The sequence below is a fragment of the Accumulibacter sp. genome (genome assembly GCF_029255125.1).
Lineage (GTDB): Bacteria > Pseudomonadota > Gammaproteobacteria > Burkholderiales > Rhodocyclaceae > Accumulibacter.
The window spans coordinates 1-17,874 of the sequence record NZ_JAPUVR010000113.1; the positions used below are offsets into that span (position 1 = coordinate 1).

Sequence of the window (17,874 nt, forward strand, 5' to 3'; positions counted from 1 at the left end):
CCGTATTTCATGATCTCGGGCAGCGCATCGACTTTCGACAGGGCGATGGCGACGCCCTTTTCGGTGGCGACTTCCTCGATCAGCCGGATCGTGTTGCGGCAGTTGGCACAGCCGGTGCCGAGCACCTTGACGTCTTTCACGCAGCTTCTCCTTTTCCAGCAGGAATGCCTGCTCCCGCCTGCGCCACCCGTGGCGCCTAGCTGAGGACCAGGTTGAACACGTAGCCGACCAGCAGTATGCCGCCGCCGACGACCCCGGCGAAGCTCAGGATCAGGCGCAGTTTCAGAACCTTGCGCAAGATGATCATCTCCGGCAGGGAGAGCGCGATGACGCTCATCATGAAGGCGAGGACGGTACCGAGGGCGGCACCCTTGCCGAGCAGGGCCTCGACGATCTAGATGATGCCGGCGGCGTTGGCGTACATCGGCACCCCGATCAGGACGGCGACGGGCAGCGACCACCATGGAGCATCCCGGCCCATGATCGAAGCCATGAAGTCTTCCGGCACGTAGCCGTGGATGCCGGCGCCGATCGCGATGCCGGCGACCACGTAGGGCCAGACCTTGCCGACGATTTCCCGCACGTGGTGCCAGCCGGCCTGGAAGCGTTCAACCCAGGTCATTTGGCCACCGGCGAATTCAGGTGCCGTGCCGTTCAGCATGCCCTGCACCCAGTCTTCGAGATGACGTTCCATGCGCAGCTTGCCGATCACCAGGCCGGCGACGATGGCGACACTCAGGCCCAGCCCGAGGTAGAGCGCAGCGACCTTCCAGCCGAACAGGCCGAAGAGCAGGACGAGCGCCACCTCGTTGACCATCGGTGCCGAGATGAGGAACGAGAACGTGACGCCGAGCGGAACGCCGGCCGAGAGAAAACCGATGAACAGCGGCACCGCCGAACACGAACAGAATGGCGTGACGATTCCCAGGCTGGCCGCGAGCACGTTGCCGACGCCGACACGTTTGCCCGCCAGCAGCGCACGCGTTCGCTCGGGCGAGAAGAAGGTCTGCACGATGCCCATCAGGAAGACGATCCCGGTGAGCAGGAGCAAGACCTTGGGCGTGTCGTAGAAGAAGAAATGCACCGCCTCGCCCAGCGCCGTGCCGTGTGCCAGACCGAGCAGGGCAATCAAGGTATCGGCAAACGCACTCAGGTGCCGGTAAAGGGCAAACCAGAGCGCGCCGACGCAAGCCAGGCCGATGACCCAGCAGGCGGCAACGCCGGTTTCGCTTTTTGGTAGTAAGGCGGGAGCAGTCATCCTGGAGCCCGGCAAGCGTCCTCAGTGTCGTGCATGCCGCTTCGCCCGGGCGCCGCTGGCTGGCCGACCGGCGTCGGCACGCGCCGCCACGCGGGCTTGCGATGAACTCCATTCTACACGCTTGGCCAGGCCGGCGCCTGGGCAACGACGCGCCGCGGCAAGCTTCCGCCGCTCGTCGTCCGCCACCGATTCGTGCAGCCATCAGTCCTCGGCGGACGGCATCACTTCCTCGCCGCTGGCCCGGCGCTGGCAAGCCTGGCGCAGCAAGGCGAGTTGTCGCCGGTAGTTGCGGCAGCCGATACAGAGCAGCGTATGCAGGCGCAGCGCGGTGCGCTCGCGCGCGCTGAGCGGGCGATCCAAGGCTTCGGAAAGCAGGCGAGCGGCGCGTCGGCAAGTCAGCATGGTCGCTCGGCTCCGCTGGCAAACCATCTCTGGTCCAGGCAGAGGCGAAGGCTCATGCGTGCCCGATGGAGGACGACCCAGCAGTGGTTCGCGGTCATCGACAGCTCGCGGCAGATCTCGCCGGTTTCCAGACCGAGCATTTCACGCATCATGAAGACGCGGGCGGTAGCCGGCGGGAGATCGTTCAGACAGGCGTCGAGGACCGCCCAGAAGCTGCGGTTTTCGAAGGCCTTCTCCGGGTTGCCCCAGGTCGCTGGCCGCATTTCGCGTTGCCAGTGGCCATCGGCGGTGTACAGCGGAGTGAAGTCATCGTCGTCCACCTCGTTCTCTCTTGCCTCGCAGCTTGGTTCGCGCGCCCGGCGCCGGATCGCGTCTACGATCTTGTTGCGCAGGATCGAAAAAACCCAGGTCTTGAGGCGGGCGCGCTGGGCGAAACGGTCGGCCGACTCGAGCGCCGCCAGCATTGCCTCTTGCACCGCGTCCTCGGCGCTTGCCCGGTCACGCAGTTGAAGCAGCGCGAAGCGCAGCATGTCGCGCCGAAAACCTTCCATCTCGTCGGCGATGGCGGCGGCTTCCGCCGGCAGCCGGCGGCTGGCGCCGGGCGGTGCATCGGCTGGTTTGCGTGGTTCAGCAGGCATGCGGGCTTGACGGAGGCAATACGTTGGCCAAGGGATCGCCGCATCAACCGACGATGATCGATGCCGGGCGCGACAGGAGGTAAGAGTGTAGCGACAAGCGCCGGCGCCGGAAAGCGTATGCTGGCGCCGCCTCGACGGTGCGCTATCCGGCGCGCGCGCCGACGGCGATTCGCCGCCGCTTGCGAAATCAAATAAGATGCTCGAACCGCAACCATTGGCAAGGAGACCGCGATGCATGTTGGCGTTCCAAGGGAGATCAAGAATCACGAATATCGCGTCGGACTGACGCCTTCGTCGGTGCGCGAGATGGTCGCGCACGGTCATCAGGTCACCGTCGAGAGCGGTGCCGGGTGCGGTATCGGCGCCACCGACGAGGTCTATCGTAAAGCCGGCGGACGCATCGTGGAAACCGCCGAGGAAGTCTTCGCCGAGTGCGAGATGATCGTCAAGGTGAAGGAACCGCAGGCGGGCGAGCGCGCGATGTTGCGCGAAGGCCAGATCCTTTACACCTACCTGCATCTGGCGCCCGATCCGGAGCAGTGCGCCGGACTGGTCGCCAGCGGTGCAGTCTGCATTGCCTACGAGACGGTGACCCAGCCGGGCGGCGGCTTGCCGCTGCTCGCGCCGATGTCCGAAGTCGCCGGCCGGATGTCGATCCAGGCCGGTGCCTACTGTCTGGAGAAGGCGCACGGCGGGATGGGTGTGCTGCTCGGCGGCGTTGCCGGCGTTCCCTCGGCGCGCATCCTCATCCTGGGCGGTGGGGTGGTCGGTTCGAATGCCGCGCAGATGGCCGTCGGTACCGGCGCTCAGGTGGTCGTCATCGACCGCAACATCGACGTTTTGCGCAAGATGGACCGCCTGCTCGGTGCCCGCGTGATCACCGTCTTTTCCAATCGCGACAATGTCGAGCAGCACGTCCTGCGCGCCGACCTGGTGATCGGCGGCGTACTCATCCCGGGCGCAGCGGCACCAAAGCTGATTACGCGCCAGATGATCGACGCGATGAAGCCTGGTTCGGTGATCGTGGACGTCGCCATCGACCAGGGTGGGTGCTGCGAGACCGCGCATCCGACGACGCACGCCGAACCGACCTACGTCGTCGGCAACGTCGTCCATTACTGCGTCGCCAACATGCCGGGCGGCGTGCCGCGCACCTCGACCTATGCGCTGAACAACGCGACGCTGCCCTTTGCACTGCAAATCGCCGACAAGGGCTGGCGCAGCGCGCTGCGCGACAACGAGCACCTGCGCAACGGGCTGAACGTGGCTTTCGGCAAGGTCACCTGTCGTGAGGTGGCGGAGGACCTGCATTACGACTATCACGACGCCTTGTCGGTGATCGGCTGAGCGGCGGCGGTGGCGAGCGCGCGCGGCAAGCCGAGCGGTCGGCTCAAAGCGGGAAAGCTGCTGCCGGCAAGCCCGCCAGCGCGCGGCGGCGGGGCTGCGCGGTCGTCGGCCGGCGCACGCCAGGTATCCCCCGGCGCCGCAGCGCGCTGGCAGCGTACCGTCCGCTACGCCTGGGACAAGGGCGGCAGCCGCGGCGGTCGCTAGCCGCCGCGCTGCGCGGCGCGGGTGGCCAGGAAGGGCGGCGACTGTCGGGCGCCCGCTGCTCCACTCGGGTGAGCGCTGCGGATTGCTCAGGGGCTTGTCACTTCAGCAATCACCGCATGCAGTTGAGGCAGCAGTGAGCGCAGGAAAACCTCCATGGACCGGTCGTCGACCAGGAACTCCAAGTGCGCGACGCTCGCCGTCATCGAGCAAGCGGCGCAGTCGGACCGCCCTGGTTGACCAAGGGATCGCCAAGGCCAAGAAAGCCTTCCATCCAGAGGTGCCCGAGTTGCGCCCCCTGCTTGATCTGCTCCGGTACTCCCCGCAGTTCGTCTGCTCGGCGGGCCTGGGTGTGACCGCTTTCGTCGCGCAACAATACACGCGTCTCTTTCGGCTTCAGGGCGTTGAGGAAGAAGGGTGAATGCGTGGTGACCAGGACTTGCGTGCGTTCGCACGCGGCACGACATTCCTCGGCCACTTCGGGCAGCAGGCGGGGATGGAGAAAGTTCTCCGGTTCCTCCATGCCGATGAAAGGGGGTGGATCCGGGTCATAGAGCAGGACGAGATAAGCCAGCATCTTGAGCGTGCCGTCCGAGGCAAACCTGGCCAGCACCGGATGACTGAAAGGCGCGTCCTTGATCTGCAGAAGCAGGCGCCCGTCCAGCATCGTTTCGGCGAGGACGCGTTCGACACGGGGTACGCGCGCGCGCAGGGCAGCAAAAATGCGCTCAAGCAGTTCCGGATGCTGTTCAGCCAGATATTGGATGACATTCGCCAGATTGTCACCGGTCTTGCTCAGACGCTCTTGCGGTCCGGCTTCGGGTTGACCGCGTGCCGTATCGGCTGCGAGGTAGGACACGTGCCAGCCGGTAATGAACTCACGCAACGCGGCTACCCGCGGATGCTCGGCAAACTGACCGAGGGCGTTGACCGCCAGCAGATCGGGCGACTTGAGCGGTACGTCGATACGCCGGTCCTCTTCGTCGGGCAACTCGCGACTTGTCGCACGTCCTTGTCCTTCACGGTAGTCAAGAAAGCGAAAGGGCTTCCCCCGCTGCCCTCGTCGCCATTGCAGCCATTCTTCGACGACGACCGGGCCGTGCTTGCGTTCATCGACGGCGACGTGATACGTGATCAGCGGGTACCCATGCTCTTTGTACTTGATTTCGATGGCCACTGGCCCATCGCTGCCGCGCGTCTTGAGTTCCTTGGCGCGTCCGCGCTTGTCCCAGGCTCGCCGCAAACCGAGTTCAAAGCATTCGGCGAGGAACGCAAAGACGTCGAACACGGTCGACTTGCCACTGCCGTTGGGGCCGAGGAGGACGGTCATCGGGGTCAGTCCCTTGAACTCGATGTCGTGCAGAGCGCGGAAGTTGCGTACTTTGAGGTACTCGATGCGAGCCGGTGTGCGGGTCGCTGCGTCGCTTGTCAGCATGTTGCCTCCAGGTCTCGATCGTCCGGCTGGCGGGTCGGCGGGCCGGCGGAGCCGGCCCGCCGGGTAAGCCGGAGAGGGCGCATTCCGAGTCGGCGCCTGGGCGGATTATCGTCGATTCGGCATGCGCTGTGCAGGGGCGAGGTCAGTGCCTGCCGCGGGGAAATGCCGTGCGCCGGGCCTCGGCGCCTCAGGCGTTCAGGCCAGGTTTGCGATGGGGGTCGATCACCTGCAGAAGTTGCGCGAAAACCCGGGGCGTTCCGGCGATCACGTTGCCGGTCTGCAGATAGGTTTCGTTGCCGGCGAGATCGCCGATCAGGCCGCCGGCTTCGGCCACCAGGAGGGCGCCGCCGGCAATATCCCAGGGTGAGAGGCCGAACTCCCAGAAGCCATCGTAGCGCCCGCAGGCGACGTAGGCGAGGTCGAGCGAGGCAGCGCCCGGGCGGCGTATGCCGGCTGTCTTGCGCGTCAGGTCCTTGAAGATCGCCAGGTAAGTGTCGATGTGCTCCTGCACGCGGTAGGGGAAGCCGGTGCCGATCAGCGCGTCTTCCAGCTTCAGGCACTTGCTGACGCGGATTCGCCGCTCGTTGAGAAAGGCGCCGCCGCCCTTGCTGGCGGTGAACATTTCGTTGCGCGTAGTGTCATAGACCGCAGCGTGCACGAGCTGTCCGCGGTGTGCCAGCGCGATCGAGATGGCGTATTGCGGCAGGCCGTGAATGTAGTTGGTCGTTCCGTCGAGCGGGTCGATGATCCACTGGTACTCGCTGCCGGCAGCCCGACCGGCGGTGTGGCCAGACTCCTCTGCTAGAATTCCATATTCGGGATAGGCCTCGTGCAGGACTTCGATGATCGCCGCTTCGGCGGCCCTGTCGACCTCGGTGACGAAGTCGCTCTGGCGCTTGCTGGTCACCTGCAGGTGTTCGAGGTCGAGCGAGGCGCGGTTGATGATCTGGCTGGCGCGGCGCGCCGCCCGGATGATGATGTTGAGCGCTGGATGCATGGTCTTGGCGTACGGGACGGGCGGCTGCGGCCGCCCGATTGTTTTGGAGGATCACGGATTCTAATATGAACGGCGCAGGCGAATCGGAAACTTCGCGCGCCTTGCTCGATCGCGTACACATCGTCCTCGTTCAGCCCAGCCATCCGGGCAACATCGGCGCGGCGGCGCGGGCGATGAAGACGATGGGCTTGTCGCACCTCTGGCTGGTCAATCCGAAGCGTTTTCCGGATGGCGAGGCGGACGCGCGGGCGGCGGGGGCGGAGGATGTGCTGCGTGCTGCGCGCGTCTGCGCCAGCGTCGATGGCGCGCTGGCGGCGACCGTGTATGCCGGAGCCGTGACCGCCCGCCAGCGCCATCTCGGGCCGCCCGCCCTGGCGGCGCGCGCGGCCGCAGCGGAAGTCGTCGCGTGGGCGGCGACGGGCGAAGTGGCCCTGCTTTTCGGCAATGAGACGGCCGGTCTGACGAACGCCGACGTGCAGCGCTGCCGGCAAACGATCCATATTCCGGGCGACCCGGCGTATGGTTCGCTCAATCTGGCGGCAGCGGTGCAGGTGTTGTGCTATGAACTGCGGCTGGCTGCTTTTGCCGGTGCTCCACCTCGCTCGACGCGCACGGTTCCCTTCGTCTCGCCACCGGCCCTGCACGCCGAGGTCGAAGCCTTCTACACGCACCTGGAACGGGTCATGATCGCCAGCGGCTTCCTCGACCCGCACCAGCCGCGTCGTCTGATGGCCAAACTGCGCCGCCTGTTTGGCCGCGCGACGCTGGAGCGTGACGAGATCAACATCCTGCGCGGCCTGCTCGACGCGCTCGAGCCCCGGCGCGAGCCAGCGGAGGTCGGCCCGGCGAACGACGAATCTTCTCTTGTCCCCAAAAATAGTGGACAGACATAGTATGGTATTGTATGATCGCGGGTTTGACTTGAGGAGCCATGCTTGATGTTCGCCCGGTTGCGCGAAGACATTCAGTCCGTTTTCGATCGGGATCCCGCTGCACGCACGTCGTGGGAAGTGCTGACGTGCTATCCCGGCGTACACGCGATGGTCAGCCACCGGCTGGCGCATTGGCTATGGACGCACCGTTTGCGCTGGCTCGGCCGCTTTGTTTCGCACCTGGGCCGTTTCTTTACCGGGATCGAAATCCATCCCGGTGCGACGATCGGCCGCCGTCTGTTCATCGATCACGGCATGGGCGTGGTGATTGGCGAGACGGCGGTGATCGGCGACGACGTGACGCTGTACCACGGCGTGACGCTCGGTGGAACGTCGTGGAACAAGGGCCGGCGTCACCCGACGCTGGAGAGCGGCGTGGTGATCGGCGCCGGGGCCAAGATCCTCGGACCGATCACCATCGGCCGGTCGGCCAAGGTTGGTTCGAACGCGGTCGTCGTCAAGGATGTCCCGGCACGCGCGACAGCCGTTGGCAACCCGGCCCGGATCATCGACGGCGAGCAGGCGCAGAAGCGCGAGGAGATGGCCGGTCAACTCGGTTTCTCGGCCTATGCGCTGGCCGGCGAGGTGGACGATCCGCTGGCAAAAGCAATCCATGGTTTGCTCGATCATGCTGTTGAAGCGGATCGGCGTTTTGAAGCCTTATTGAGGAAACTCGAGGAGGCTGGTGTAGCCGTCGAGGGTGAACTGGCTGCGGCGGATCGTTTCGATCCGCAATACCTGAGCAGAATAGTTGACTAATAGGCGGATTTTTTATATAGTTGTAGTGCTTGCGCAACTATTATCATCAAAGGAGGAAGCATGCGTTTAACTACAAAAGGACGTTTTGCCGTAACGGCAATGGTGGATCTCGCCCAACGCTGCAGCGACGGTCCGGTTTCCCTGGCGGGAATCAGCGAAAGGCAGAAAATCTCGCTGTCCTATCTCGAACAACTCTTCGGCAAGCTGCGTCGCTATGGTCTGGTGTCCAGCGTGCGTGGTCCCGGCGGCGGCTATCGCCTGGCGCGTGCGGTCGGCGAGATGACGGTCACCGACATCATTCGCGCGGTCGACGAACCGCTCGATGCGACCCAGTGTCGCGGCAAGGAAAACTGTCGCGAGGACGAGCGTTGCATGACGCATGATCTGTGGTCCACCTTGAACGACAAGATGTTCGAGTATCTGAGTTCGGTGACGCTGGCCGAGTTGGTCGAGCAGCAGGGTCAGGTCGCCGACGCCGGTGCCGGCAAGACCTATCGGCGCGGACGGCCGCGCGCGAAGGCGGCTGCGCTCGGGAGTTGATCGCCGCATCATGTTCGCTCCCGTCTACTTCGACCATAACGCGACGACGCCGGTTGAGCCGGCGGTGCTCGAGGCGATGCTGCCGTATTTCTCGGTACAGTTCGGCAACGCCTCGAGCCGGCACGAGTATGGTCGGGCGGCGCGGCGCGCAATCGACGAGGCGCGCGGCAAGGTGGCCGCCGCCGTCGGCGCACAAGCGAACGAAGTGATCTTCACGAGCTGTGGATCGGAGGCCAACAACCTTTTCCTGAAGGGAGCAGCGGCGTGTTTGCGGCCCGGCGCGCTGGTCGTCAGCGCGCTCGAGCATCCTTGCGTGCTCAGGCCGGCCGAGCAACTGGCCAGGCGTGGGTGGACGCTGCACCGAGCGTCGGTGGATGCTGCGGGCAGGGTCGATGCCGCGGCTTTTGCCGAGCTGATGCGCGCACGACCGAAGCTGGTCTCGGTCATGCTGGCGAACAACGAGACCGGCGTCGTGCAGGATGTCGAGGCGCTTGCTGCCGCTGCACGCAGTGCGCAGGCATGGTTTCACACCGATGCGGTGCAAGCGGTTGGCAAGCTGCCGGTCGATTTTCGGCGTCTCAACGCGGCCGGGGTGCACGCGCTCACCTTGTCCGGGCACAAGCTTGGCGGACCGAAAGGGGCGGCCGCCTTGGTCCTCGACAAGCGCGTCGAGCTTGAATCCCTGATTGCCGGTGGCGGGCACGAGCGAGGCTTGCGCTCGGGTACCGAGAACGTCGCGGCGATCGTCGGTCTTGGCGTTGCCTGCACTCTGGCGGCGGAACGTCAGGCAGCGTATGCGCGGCATGTGGCCAACCTGCGCCAGCGGCTGGAGAGCGGTTTGCTCGCTTTGGGCGCGACGGTTTTCGGCGTGGCGGCGGCTCGTTTGCCAAACACCGTGTATTTCGCACTGCCGGAACTTGACGGCGAAACGCTGGTCGGACAGCTTGACCGGGCCGGTTATGCGGCCGCCAGCGGCGCAGCGTGTTCGAGCGCCAGTCCCGAACCGTCGCATGTCTTGCGTGCCATGGGGGTGAGCCCTGAACTGGCGCGTGCTGCGGTGCGCGCAAGTCTGGGCGCGACGAGCACCGCGGAGCAGGTCGATGGCTTCCTGTCCGCCTTGCACGCGACGCTTGCCCGGTTGCGCCGCCTGACCGCAATGTCCGGTTAGGCAACTTTTTTTCGTACGCCGGATGGCGGTTGGGCGCCTGATCGCCCAGGCTCCTCCCAGGCACAGATGCAGAGGATTCTCGGAAGTCATGAAACACAGGCAAGACGAGCTTGAAGCAGGGAAAGAGCCATGTTGAGGTTGCCCATCTATCTCGACTACTCGGCGACGACGCCGGTGGACCCGCGGGTTGCCGCCCAGATGATGCCGTATCTGGTCGAGAAATTCGGTAATCCCGCATCGCGCTCGCATTCCTTTGGCTGGGAAGCCGAAGCGGCAGTCGAAACGGCGCGCGAAGAGGTCGCGCGGCTGGTCAATGCCGACGCCAAGGAGATCGTCTGGACGTCCGGCGCGACCGAGTCGAACAATCTGGCGCTGAAAGGTGCGGCGCAGTTCTACGCCGGCAAGGGCAAGCACATCGTGACGCTGAAGACCGAACACAAGGCGGTGCTTGATACCTGTCGCGAGCTCGAGCGACAAGGGTTCAGCGTTAGCTATCTCGATGTCCGGGAAGACGGGCTGCTCGACTTGGCCGCCTTTGCCGCCGCGCTCCGGCCGGACACGATCCTGGCTTCGGTCATGTTCGTCAATAACGAGATCGGCGTCATCCAGCCGATCGCCGAAATCGGCGAGATCTGCCGCGCGCGCGGAGTGCTCCTGCATGTCGATGCGGCACAGGCGACGGGCAAGCTGCCGATCGATCTGGCGCAGTTGCATGTCGATCTGATGAGTTTCTCGGCGCACAAGACGTATGGGCCGAAGGGGATCGGTGCGCTCTACGTGCGGCGCAAGCCGCGCGTTCGTCTGGCGGCGCAGATGCACGGCGGTGGGCACGAACGCGGTTTCCGTTCGGGTACCCTGCCGACGCACCAGATCGTCGGCATGGGCGAGGCTTTCCGCCTGGCGCGGCTGGAAATGGGCAGCGAGAACGAGCGCATCCGCATGTTGCGCGACCGCTTGCTGGCGGGTCTGTCGGACATCGAGCACGTCTATGTGAATGGCGACCTCGAACAGCGCGTGCCGCACAACCTCAACCTGAGTTTCGCCTATGTCGAAGGCGAGTCGCTGCTGATGGCGGTCAAGGATTTGGCCGTCTCGTCGGGCTCGGCGTGCACTTCGGCCTCGCTGGAGCCATCCTACGTCCTGCGTGCGCTCGGTCGCGAGGACGAACTGGCGCACAGTTCGATCCGCTTCACGCTCGGCCGATTCACCACGGAAGAGGAGGTGGATTACGCGATCAACTTGCTGCATGCCAAGATTGGCAAGCTACGCGAACTCTCGCCGTTGTGGGAGATGGTGCAGGAAGGCATTGACCTGAATACGGTGCAGTGGGCAGCGCATTGACGCGGCCCGTCGATTGAAGGAGATACAGCATGGCCTACAGTGTGAAAGTGCTCGATCACTACGAGAATCCGCGCAACGTCGGTTCGTTCGCCAAGGACGACGAAGGGGTGGCGACCGGCATGGTCGGCGCGCCAGCGTGCGGCGATGTGATGAAGCTGCAAATCAAGGTTGGCAAGGGCGGCGTCATCGAAGACGCGAAGTTCAAGACCTACGGTTGTGGTTCGGCGATTGCCTCGTCTTCTCTGGTCACCGAGTGGGTGAAAGGGAAGACGATCGAACAGGCGCTCGATATCAAGAACACGCAGATCGCCGACGAACTGGCGCTGCCGCCAGTCAAGATCCACTGTTCGATTCTTGCCGAGGACGCGATCAAGGCAGCCGTTGCCGATTACCGGAAGCGCCACGGCGAGGCTGCGGCAGGCTGAACGAATTTCTGCAGATGAATGTAAGCAAGGAGTTTTTATGGCAGTGACGCTTTCTGAACGGGCAGCGAGCCACGTCGCCAAGTACATGAAGAAGCGCGGCAAGGGGATAGGCCTGCGGCTTGGTGTGCGGACCAGCGGTTGTTCCGGCATGGCCTATAAGCTGGAGTTCGCCGATGCTGCTCAGCCGGATGACATCGAGTTCGAGTCGCACGGTGTCCGTCTGCTGGTCGATGCCAAGAGTTTGCCCTACCTCGACGGGACCGAGCTCGACTACACGCGCGAAGGGCTCAACGAGGGTTTCCGCTTCAATAACCCGAACGTCAAGGATGCCTGTGGCTGTGGCGAGAGCTTCAATGTCTGAGTACGGCCGGCGGCTGAGCTGGCCGGCGTCTCGCGCTTGAGTGGCCGATGCCGGTGGCCCCTGCCAGTCGCCTGATGTCCGGGCGTGAGCCGCTCGACCTGTCGACCGATTTCTTCTCGCTGTTTGCCCTGCCACGCAGCTTTCGCCTGGCGGCGGCGCAGCTCGACCGAGCGTATGTCGAACTGCAGGCCTCAGTCCACCCGGATCGCTTTGCCGCCGCTGACGACTCTGCCCGGCGATTGGCGATGCAGTGGTCGACGCGCGTCAACGAAGCCTATCAGACGCTGAAGAAGCCTTTGGCGCGGGCGAAGTACCTGCTCCATCTCGCCGCGCACGATGTCGCTGACGAGAACAACACGCTGATGCCGGCGGATTTCCTGATCGAGCAGCTCGAATGGCGCGAGGCAGTGGCAGAAGCGCGCGCCGCTGGCGACCATCATGAACTCGAACATATGCATCACCGCCTGCAGCGCGAGCTATCCAGCCGCTATGACGAACTCGGCGATCTCTTCGACGAGCGGCAGGATTTCGTCGAGGCGGCCGATCGTGTGCGGCGCCTGATGTTCATCGAGAAACTGCTCGCCGACCTCGATGAGGCGATGGCCGCATGTGACGCCTAGGCGGTACCGCAAGCGTCGATAGCGACGTTGTGGTCTCTCTCCAGTTAGCACCCAGGACCTTTCATACAGATGGCTTTACTACAGATAGCGGAACCCGGCGAGTCGGCCGCGCCGCACCGGCATCGGCTGGCGGTCGGCATCGATCTCGGCACGACCAATTCGCTCGTCGCGACGGTACGCAGCGGCCTCGCCGTCGTGCTCAACGACGAACTCGGCCGGCCGCTGCTGCCTTCGGTCGTGCGCTACCTGCCCGATGGTAGCTGCGCCGCCGGCTACGAGGCTCAGGCGCAGCAAGCGATCGATCCACGCAATACCATCGTTTCAGTGAAGCGTTTCATGGGACGCGGAATCAAGGACGTGCCGTACCGCGAAGATCTGCCGTATCGTTTTGACGAGGCTCCCGGCATGCTGCGCCTGCAGACCGTCGCGGGCGTGAAAAGCCCGGTCGAAATCTCGGCGGAAATCCTGCGCACCTTGCGTCTACGCGCCGAAAGCGCGCTTGGCGGAACACTAGTCGGTGCGGTGATCACCGTGCCCGCGTATTTCGACGACGCCCAGCGGCAGGCGACGAAGGATGCCGCCAAGCTCGCCGGTCTGCCGGTACTGCGCCTGCTCAACGAACCTACGGCAGCGGCGATCGCCTACGGTCTGGACAACGGCGCCGAAGGCGTCTACGCGGTATACGACCTGGGCGGCGGTACTTTCGATATCTCGATTCTGCGCCTGGCACGCGGCGTTTTCGAGGTGCTGGCGACTGGCGGCGACTCGGCGCTGGGCGGCGACGACTTCGATCAGCGCATTTTCTGCTGGATTCTCGAAAGCGCACAGCTCGCACCGCTTTCGGTCGAAGACGCGCGCATGCTGCTGACGCGCGCGCGCGAAGCCAAGGAGTACCTGAGCTTCCACGGTGTGGCACCGATCAGCGCGCGGCTGACCAGCGGCGAGATAGTCGATCTGCGACTGACCACCGAGACGTTCAGCGAGATCACCCGGACCTTGCTCGCCAAGACGCTGCAGCCGGTCAAGAAAGCCTTGCGCGACGCCGGCCTGACGGTCGGCGACATCAAGGGCGTGGTCATGGTCGGCGGCGCAACGCGGATGCCGCAGGTGCAACGTGCCGTCGGCGACTTCTTTCGCCAGGAACCCCTGAACAACCTCGATCCGGAGAAGGTCGTCGCGCTTGGTGCGGCCATGCAGGCCAATCTGCTTGCCGGCAACCGCAGCACCGGTGACGATTGGCTGTTGCTCGACGTCATCCCGCTTTCGCTCGGTCTGGAAACGATGGGCGGGCTGGTCGAAAAAATCGTTCCGCGCAACTCGACGATTCCAACCGCACGCGCGCAGGAATTCACCACCTTCCGCGACGGGCAGACGGCACTCGCCTTGCACATCGTACAAGGCGAACGCGAACTGGTCGGCGATTGTCGTTCGCTCGCCCGTTTCGAACTGCGCGGCATTCCGCCGCTGGTGGCCGGCGCGGCGCGCATACGCGTCACCTTCCAGGTCGATGCCGACGGGCTGCTCGCCGTCAGCGCGCGCGAACTTGGCTCGGGCGTAGAAACTGGCGTCGTCGTCAAGCCGTCGTACGGCCTGTCCGACGACGAGATTGCCGCGATGCTCAAGGACTCGCTGGCGCACGTCAAAGACGATGCCCAGCTACGCGCCCTGCAGGAGGCACGCGTCGAGGCCGAGCGGCTGATCGAAGCCGTACGTTCGGCGCTCGCCGCCGACGGCGATCTGCTCGCTGCCGATGAGCGCTCGCGCATCGAACGCGGCCTGCTTGGTTTGCACAACGCCGCGGCAGGCGAGAATCGGCGCCAGCTCGTGGTTGCGATGGACGATCTCGAGGCCGAAACGAAGGAGTTTGCCGCGCGACGAATGGACAGGTCGATCCGGCGGGCTTTCGCCGGGCGCAACATCAGCGAGCTGGCGGGCGATCTGTCGTTGGCGAAGAGCGGAGAAGGCGCATGACGCAAGTGATCGTCCTCCCGCACGTGGAACTCTGTCCGGACGGCGCGCTGTTCGACGCCCGGCCGGGCGAGTCGATCTGCCAGAATCTGCTCGAGAACGGTGTGGCGATCGAACACGCCTGCGAGATGTCGTGCGCGTGTACGACCTGTCACGTCATCGTGCGTGAAGGCTTTGCCTCGCTCGACCCGTCGGACGAAGTCGAGGACGATCTGCTCGACAAGGCCTGGGGTCTCGAACCGAACTCGCGTCTCTCGTGCCAGGCGCTGGTCGGGCAAACGCCGCTGGTCATCGAAATCCCGCGTTACTCGATCAATATGGCCAAGGAGGGAAAGCGATGAAGTGGACCGACATCAACGAAATCGTCAGCGAACTGATCGACGCGCATCCGCAGGTCGATCCGCTGCGCATCAACTTCGTCGACCTGATGCACTGGGTGCTCGCTCTACCGGGCTTCGACGACCAGGCAAGCCGCTGCGGCGAAAAGATCCTGGAGGCGATCCAGCAGGCCTGGATCGACGAACTCGCATGAAACCGAGCGATCATGGCGGCCAACAGCGCAACGTTCTCGGCGGCATCCTCGGTTCGTGCAGCGAGAAGCCGCTGACCGGCTATTTTCGCGATGGCTGTTGCACGACCAGCGACGAAGACCTTGGCAGCCATACCGTCTGCATCGTCGCGACGGCCGACTTCCTCGCTTTTTCGCGTGCGCAGGGCAACGACCTGTCGACCCCACGCCCGGAGTTCGCGTTTCCCGGCCTCAGACCGGGCGACCGCTGGTGCCTCTGCGCGACCCGCTGGCGCGACGCGCTGCGTGCCGGCAAGGCGCCGCGCGTCGTTCTCAATGCCTGCAACGAAGCGTGTCTGCTGATCGTCAGTCTGGACGATCTGAAGCGGCACGCGATCGACCTGAACTGACGCGACCAGCGCGGAGCGCGCCGCTCCGAGGCGGACGCGAGCAGTTCCCGAAAACGCAGCCGACAGGCCTCAAGAAGGCTGGATCGTGGCCGATAATCAGATTGGCGAGATTCGACTGGAGTGTGCCTGTAGGGCGGAGTCGAGGGCTTTGCCCGTTGCAGCGAGCGTGTGACGCTGACGGCGTACGTCGCGTGTAGCGATTGGAGCCTGGTGCGCTGTGCTGCGGTTCGCCGAGCGGAGCACGCATGATAGGGTAGGAAACTGCGGTCCGATGGGCAGAGGATGGGATAGTCCGGCTGGCTGGACGCCGGGCGGGGCTAGTGCGCAGCAGCCTGTTCTGCGCCGGGTCTGCTCTGCGCGCGTGCGCGACGCGGGCAAGGCGCGTTCAGGTTTGTGCGAGAACTTTGCTGGATAGGGGGTGACCGATGTCCATTCGGACGACTTGCTGCCGGGTCGCCCTGCTGCTGAGCATGCTCGCCTGTTGCTTCGGGCTGAGCGCGGCGCAGCAAGCGGCGACACTGCAGGCCGGGGCGCCCGCGCCGACCCGCACGCTCGAGCTTAGTCCGCAAGAGCGTGCGTGGATCGCGGCGCATCCGCGGATCGTGCTCGGCATCGACCAGGACTGGGCGCCGCTCATTCTCAAGAAGAGCGACGGCAGTTTCTCGGGCATCGACGGCGACCTCGTGGCGCAACTCAACGCGATGCTTGGCACGCGCATCACGTTTGTCACGGGGCGCTGGGCCGACATGGTGACGAAGCTGAAAAACCGGCAAGTCGATGGCCTTTCCGCCACGGTCGTGCATGCCGAGCGCGGCGCTTTCGCCAATTTCAGCCGGCCGTACATGACGCTCTGGAAATACTTCTACGCGCGCCGAGACCATGCGCAGACGATCCGTTCGGTCGACCATCTGGCGGGCAAACGGATTGGCTACCAGGCGGGCAACCTGTTCGAGGAAAAGACCCTGAAGGCGATCCCCAACGTGCGCGCAGTTCCGATGAACAACTCGCGAGCTGCCTTTTCCGCCGTTCTCGCCGGCAATCTGGACGGCTTTGTCGGTTCGATCATGACCGAATACCAACTCAGTCGAAGCGAGGCGGCGCGCCTCCAGCCGCTCTTCCGCGTGGGCCAGCCCCTCGAGCTGGTCTTCTCGATCCGTAACGACTGGCCGGAATTGGTCAGCCTGCTCGACAAGGGCATCGCCGCACTCTCGGCAGAGGAGCGGTTGCAGATCAAGGACCGCTACTACCGCGGGATGGACGGACGCCTGGCGCAGGTGACGATCCGCCTGAGCGACAGCGAGCGCGCCTGGATCGAAGCGCATCCTTCGATCGTGATGGGCATAGACCGGACCTGGAAGCCGTTTGTGATCACCGAGCCCGACGGTCGCGTGAGCGGCATCGAAGCCGATTTCCTTGCGCGCATCCGTTCGCTTACCGGCCTCAACCTGCAGATCGAGCAAGGCGTCTGGAAGGATATCGTCGAGCGCGCCAAGCGCAAGGAGATCGACGGTTTGCTGTACTCGACTCGACAGAAGGAGGGCGAGCCCTATTTCCTGTTCAGCGACTCGACGTTCCGCGGCTACAGATACATCTTTGCGCGCAAGAACGACATGGCCGTCTACCGCGATATGGCCTCGCTGGCGGGCAAGCGGGTCGGCTATCAGGCAGGCAACGCGGCAGAGGAAGGGCTGCTGCGCAACTATCCGAGTGTGCTTGCGGTGGCCAAGGCGAACAACGGCGAACTGCTTGATGCACTGCTCAGAAACCAGATCGACGGCGTACTCAGCGACGCGCAATTCAGCTACTTGCTGCTCGAGCGCACCGTCGCCGAAGTCGGCGTCGCGGTCGTTCCGCCGGATAGCGAGATCAGCCTGCGCTACAGTATTCGCAACGATTGGCCGGAGTTGCAGGCGATCATCAACAAGGCGCTGGCGGCGATCCCGAGCGAAGAACGCCTGGCGATCACCGAGCGCTACATCGGCAAGATCCGGGCCGGAATTCGTTCCGAGCGCCAGGTCGTTCTCACCGACGCCGAGCAGCGCTGGCTGGACGCCAGGCACACGGTGCGTGCGCGGGTCAGCGACTGGCCGCCGTACATGTTCACCCAGCCGACTCCCGCGGGCGTCTCCGTCGACTACCTCGGGACTGTCGCCAGACGCTTTGGCTTTACCGTCGAGTTCGTGGCGGATCACGTCGGCTGGTCGGAGTCGGTGCGGGATGTCAAGGAGGAGCGCCGCCATTTCGACGTGTTGCTGACCATGCACCGCTCGCCCGAGCGAGAAAAGGACTTTGCCCTCAGCGCAGATTATCTGTACATGCCCTGGGCCATCTTTGCGCGCCGCGACAGTCCCTTCATCAGTGGGCTCGACAGCCTGCGCGGCAAGACTGTCGCCGCGGAGAAGGGCTATTTCATGACCGGCAAGCTCAAGCAGGAGCATCCCGAGATCAGGCTGATCGAAGTCGATCGATCGGCCGACGCTCTGCGTGCCGTTTCCAGCGAGCGCGCCGACGCCTATGTCGGCAATCTGGTGAACGCGAGTTTTCTGATCCGGGAGTTGGGCCTC

19 protein-coding genes and 1 pseudogene are annotated in these 17,874 nt (G+C 64.5%); 14 read left to right on the plus strand and 6 right to left on the minus strand.

Annotated features, from left to right (window positions below):
• The 4 genes and pseudogenes from Q1L59_RS11785 to Q1L59_RS11800 form a co-directional block, all read right to left on the minus strand.
• The coding region (locus tag Q1L59_RS11785; protein WP_300332460.1) for a thioredoxin family protein at window positions 1–140 on the minus strand (140 nt) is incomplete at its 3' end.
• A 56-nt stretch (window positions 141–196) separates the two neighbouring features.
• Window positions 197–1,258: pseudogene (locus Q1L59_RS11790) on the minus strand (permease).
• Between the two features lie 201 nt (window positions 1,259–1,459).
• Entirely contained in the window at window positions 1,460–1,660 is a 201-nt protein-coding gene (locus Q1L59_RS11795) for a zf-HC2 domain-containing protein (RefSeq protein WP_300332424.1), read from the minus strand.
• On the minus strand, window positions 1,654–2,298 hold the full coding sequence (locus Q1L59_RS11800) for a sigma-70 family RNA polymerase sigma factor (RefSeq protein WP_300332426.1): 645 nt from the start codon (window positions 2,296–2,298) through the stop codon (window positions 1,654–1,656). Before Q1L59_RS11800 ends, Q1L59_RS11795 begins: the two co-directional genes overlap by 7 nt.
• A gap of 231 nt (window positions 2,299–2,529) precedes the next feature.
• Here Q1L59_RS11800 and ald point away from each other — a divergent pair, with 231 nt between their 5' ends.
• On the plus strand, window positions 2,530–3,645 hold the full coding sequence (gene ald, locus Q1L59_RS11805; RefSeq protein ID WP_300332428.1) for an alanine dehydrogenase: 1,116 nt from the start codon (window positions 2,530–2,532) through the stop codon (window positions 3,643–3,645).
• A 403-nt stretch (window positions 3,646–4,048) separates the two neighbouring features.
• Here the strand turns inward: ald and Q1L59_RS11810 are convergent, their stop codons facing one another.
• Together Q1L59_RS11810 and Q1L59_RS11815 are read right to left on the minus strand one after the other, a co-directional pair.
• Window positions 4,049–5,281, minus strand: a complete 1,233-nt coding sequence (locus Q1L59_RS11810; protein WP_300332430.1) for an AAA family ATPase — start codon at window positions 5,279–5,281, stop codon at window positions 4,049–4,051.
• A 187-nt stretch (window positions 5,282–5,468) separates the two neighbouring features.
• Complete coding sequence (locus Q1L59_RS11815; RefSeq protein ID WP_300332432.1) at window positions 5,469–6,278, minus strand: inositol monophosphatase family protein; 810 nt, start codon at window positions 6,276–6,278, stop codon at window positions 5,469–5,471.
• A 65-nt stretch (window positions 6,279–6,343) separates the two neighbouring features.
• On the opposite strand from Q1L59_RS11815, the gene Q1L59_RS11820 reads away from it, so the two are divergent.
• The 13 genes from Q1L59_RS11820 to Q1L59_RS11880 form a co-directional block, all read left to right on the plus strand.
• Window positions 6,344–7,171: an RNA methyltransferase gene (locus Q1L59_RS11820; protein WP_300332434.1), complete on the plus strand. Its 828-nt coding sequence runs from the start codon at window positions 6,344–6,346 to the stop codon at window positions 7,169–7,171.
• A 45-nt stretch (window positions 7,172–7,216) separates the two neighbouring features.
• Window positions 7,217–7,969, plus strand: a complete 753-nt coding sequence (gene cysE / locus Q1L59_RS11825) for a serine O-acetyltransferase (RefSeq protein WP_300332436.1) — start codon at window positions 7,217–7,219, stop codon at window positions 7,967–7,969.
• Between the two features lie 60 nt (window positions 7,970–8,029).
• Window positions 8,030–8,509, plus strand: coding sequence for a Fe-S cluster assembly transcriptional regulator IscR (gene iscR / locus Q1L59_RS11830; protein WP_300332438.1), 480 nt, complete (start codon window positions 8,030–8,032; stop codon window positions 8,507–8,509).
• Window positions 8,510–8,519: 10 nt separating this feature from the next.
• On the plus strand, window positions 8,520–9,677 hold the full coding sequence (locus Q1L59_RS11835; protein ID WP_300332440.1) for a cysteine desulfurase family protein: 1,158 nt from the start codon (window positions 8,520–8,522) through the stop codon (window positions 9,675–9,677).
• A gap of 129 nt (window positions 9,678–9,806) precedes the next feature.
• Complete coding sequence (locus Q1L59_RS11840) at window positions 9,807–11,018, plus strand: IscS subfamily cysteine desulfurase (RefSeq protein ID WP_300332442.1); 1,212 nt, start codon at window positions 9,807–9,809, stop codon at window positions 11,016–11,018.
• A gap of 29 nt (window positions 11,019–11,047) precedes the next feature.
• The gene (gene iscU / locus Q1L59_RS11845) at window positions 11,048–11,443 is read left to right on the plus strand and encodes a Fe-S cluster assembly scaffold IscU (RefSeq protein ID WP_300332443.1); all 396 of its coding nucleotides are present in this window, start codon (window positions 11,048–11,050) and stop codon (window positions 11,441–11,443) included.
• Window positions 11,444–11,480: 37 nt separating this feature from the next.
• Complete coding sequence (gene iscA / locus Q1L59_RS11850) at window positions 11,481–11,804, plus strand: iron-sulfur cluster assembly protein IscA (protein ID WP_300332445.1); 324 nt, start codon at window positions 11,481–11,483, stop codon at window positions 11,802–11,804.
• A gap of 47 nt (window positions 11,805–11,851) precedes the next feature.
• Window positions 11,852–12,424 (plus strand): Fe-S protein assembly co-chaperone HscB, encoded by a 573-nt coding sequence (hscB, locus tag Q1L59_RS11855; protein WP_300332448.1) that lies wholly within the window; start codon window positions 11,852–11,854, stop codon window positions 12,422–12,424.
• A gap of 69 nt (window positions 12,425–12,493) precedes the next feature.
• The gene (gene hscA / locus Q1L59_RS11860) at window positions 12,494–14,395 is read left to right on the plus strand and encodes a Fe-S protein assembly chaperone HscA (protein ID WP_300332450.1); all 1,902 of its coding nucleotides are present in this window, start codon (window positions 12,494–12,496) and stop codon (window positions 14,393–14,395) included.
• Entirely contained in the window at window positions 14,392–14,733 is a 342-nt protein-coding gene (fdx, locus tag Q1L59_RS11865; RefSeq protein ID WP_300332452.1) for an ISC system 2Fe-2S type ferredoxin, read from the plus strand. Before hscA ends, fdx begins: the two co-directional genes overlap by 4 nt.
• Window positions 14,730–14,924, plus strand: coding sequence for a Fe-S cluster assembly protein IscX (gene iscX, locus Q1L59_RS11870; protein WP_300332454.1), 195 nt, complete (start codon window positions 14,730–14,732; stop codon window positions 14,922–14,924). The genes fdx and iscX overlap by 4 nt, the downstream gene beginning before the upstream one ends.
• Entirely contained in the window at window positions 14,921–15,310 is a 390-nt protein-coding gene (locus Q1L59_RS11875) for a DUF2237 domain-containing protein (protein WP_300332456.1), read from the plus strand. The genes iscX and Q1L59_RS11875 overlap by 4 nt, the downstream gene beginning before the upstream one ends.
• 425 nt (window positions 15,311–15,735) lie before the next feature.
• A partial coding sequence (locus Q1L59_RS11880) for a transporter substrate-binding domain-containing protein (RefSeq protein WP_300332458.1) occupies window positions 15,736–17,874 on the plus strand: 2,139 nt, incomplete at its 3' end.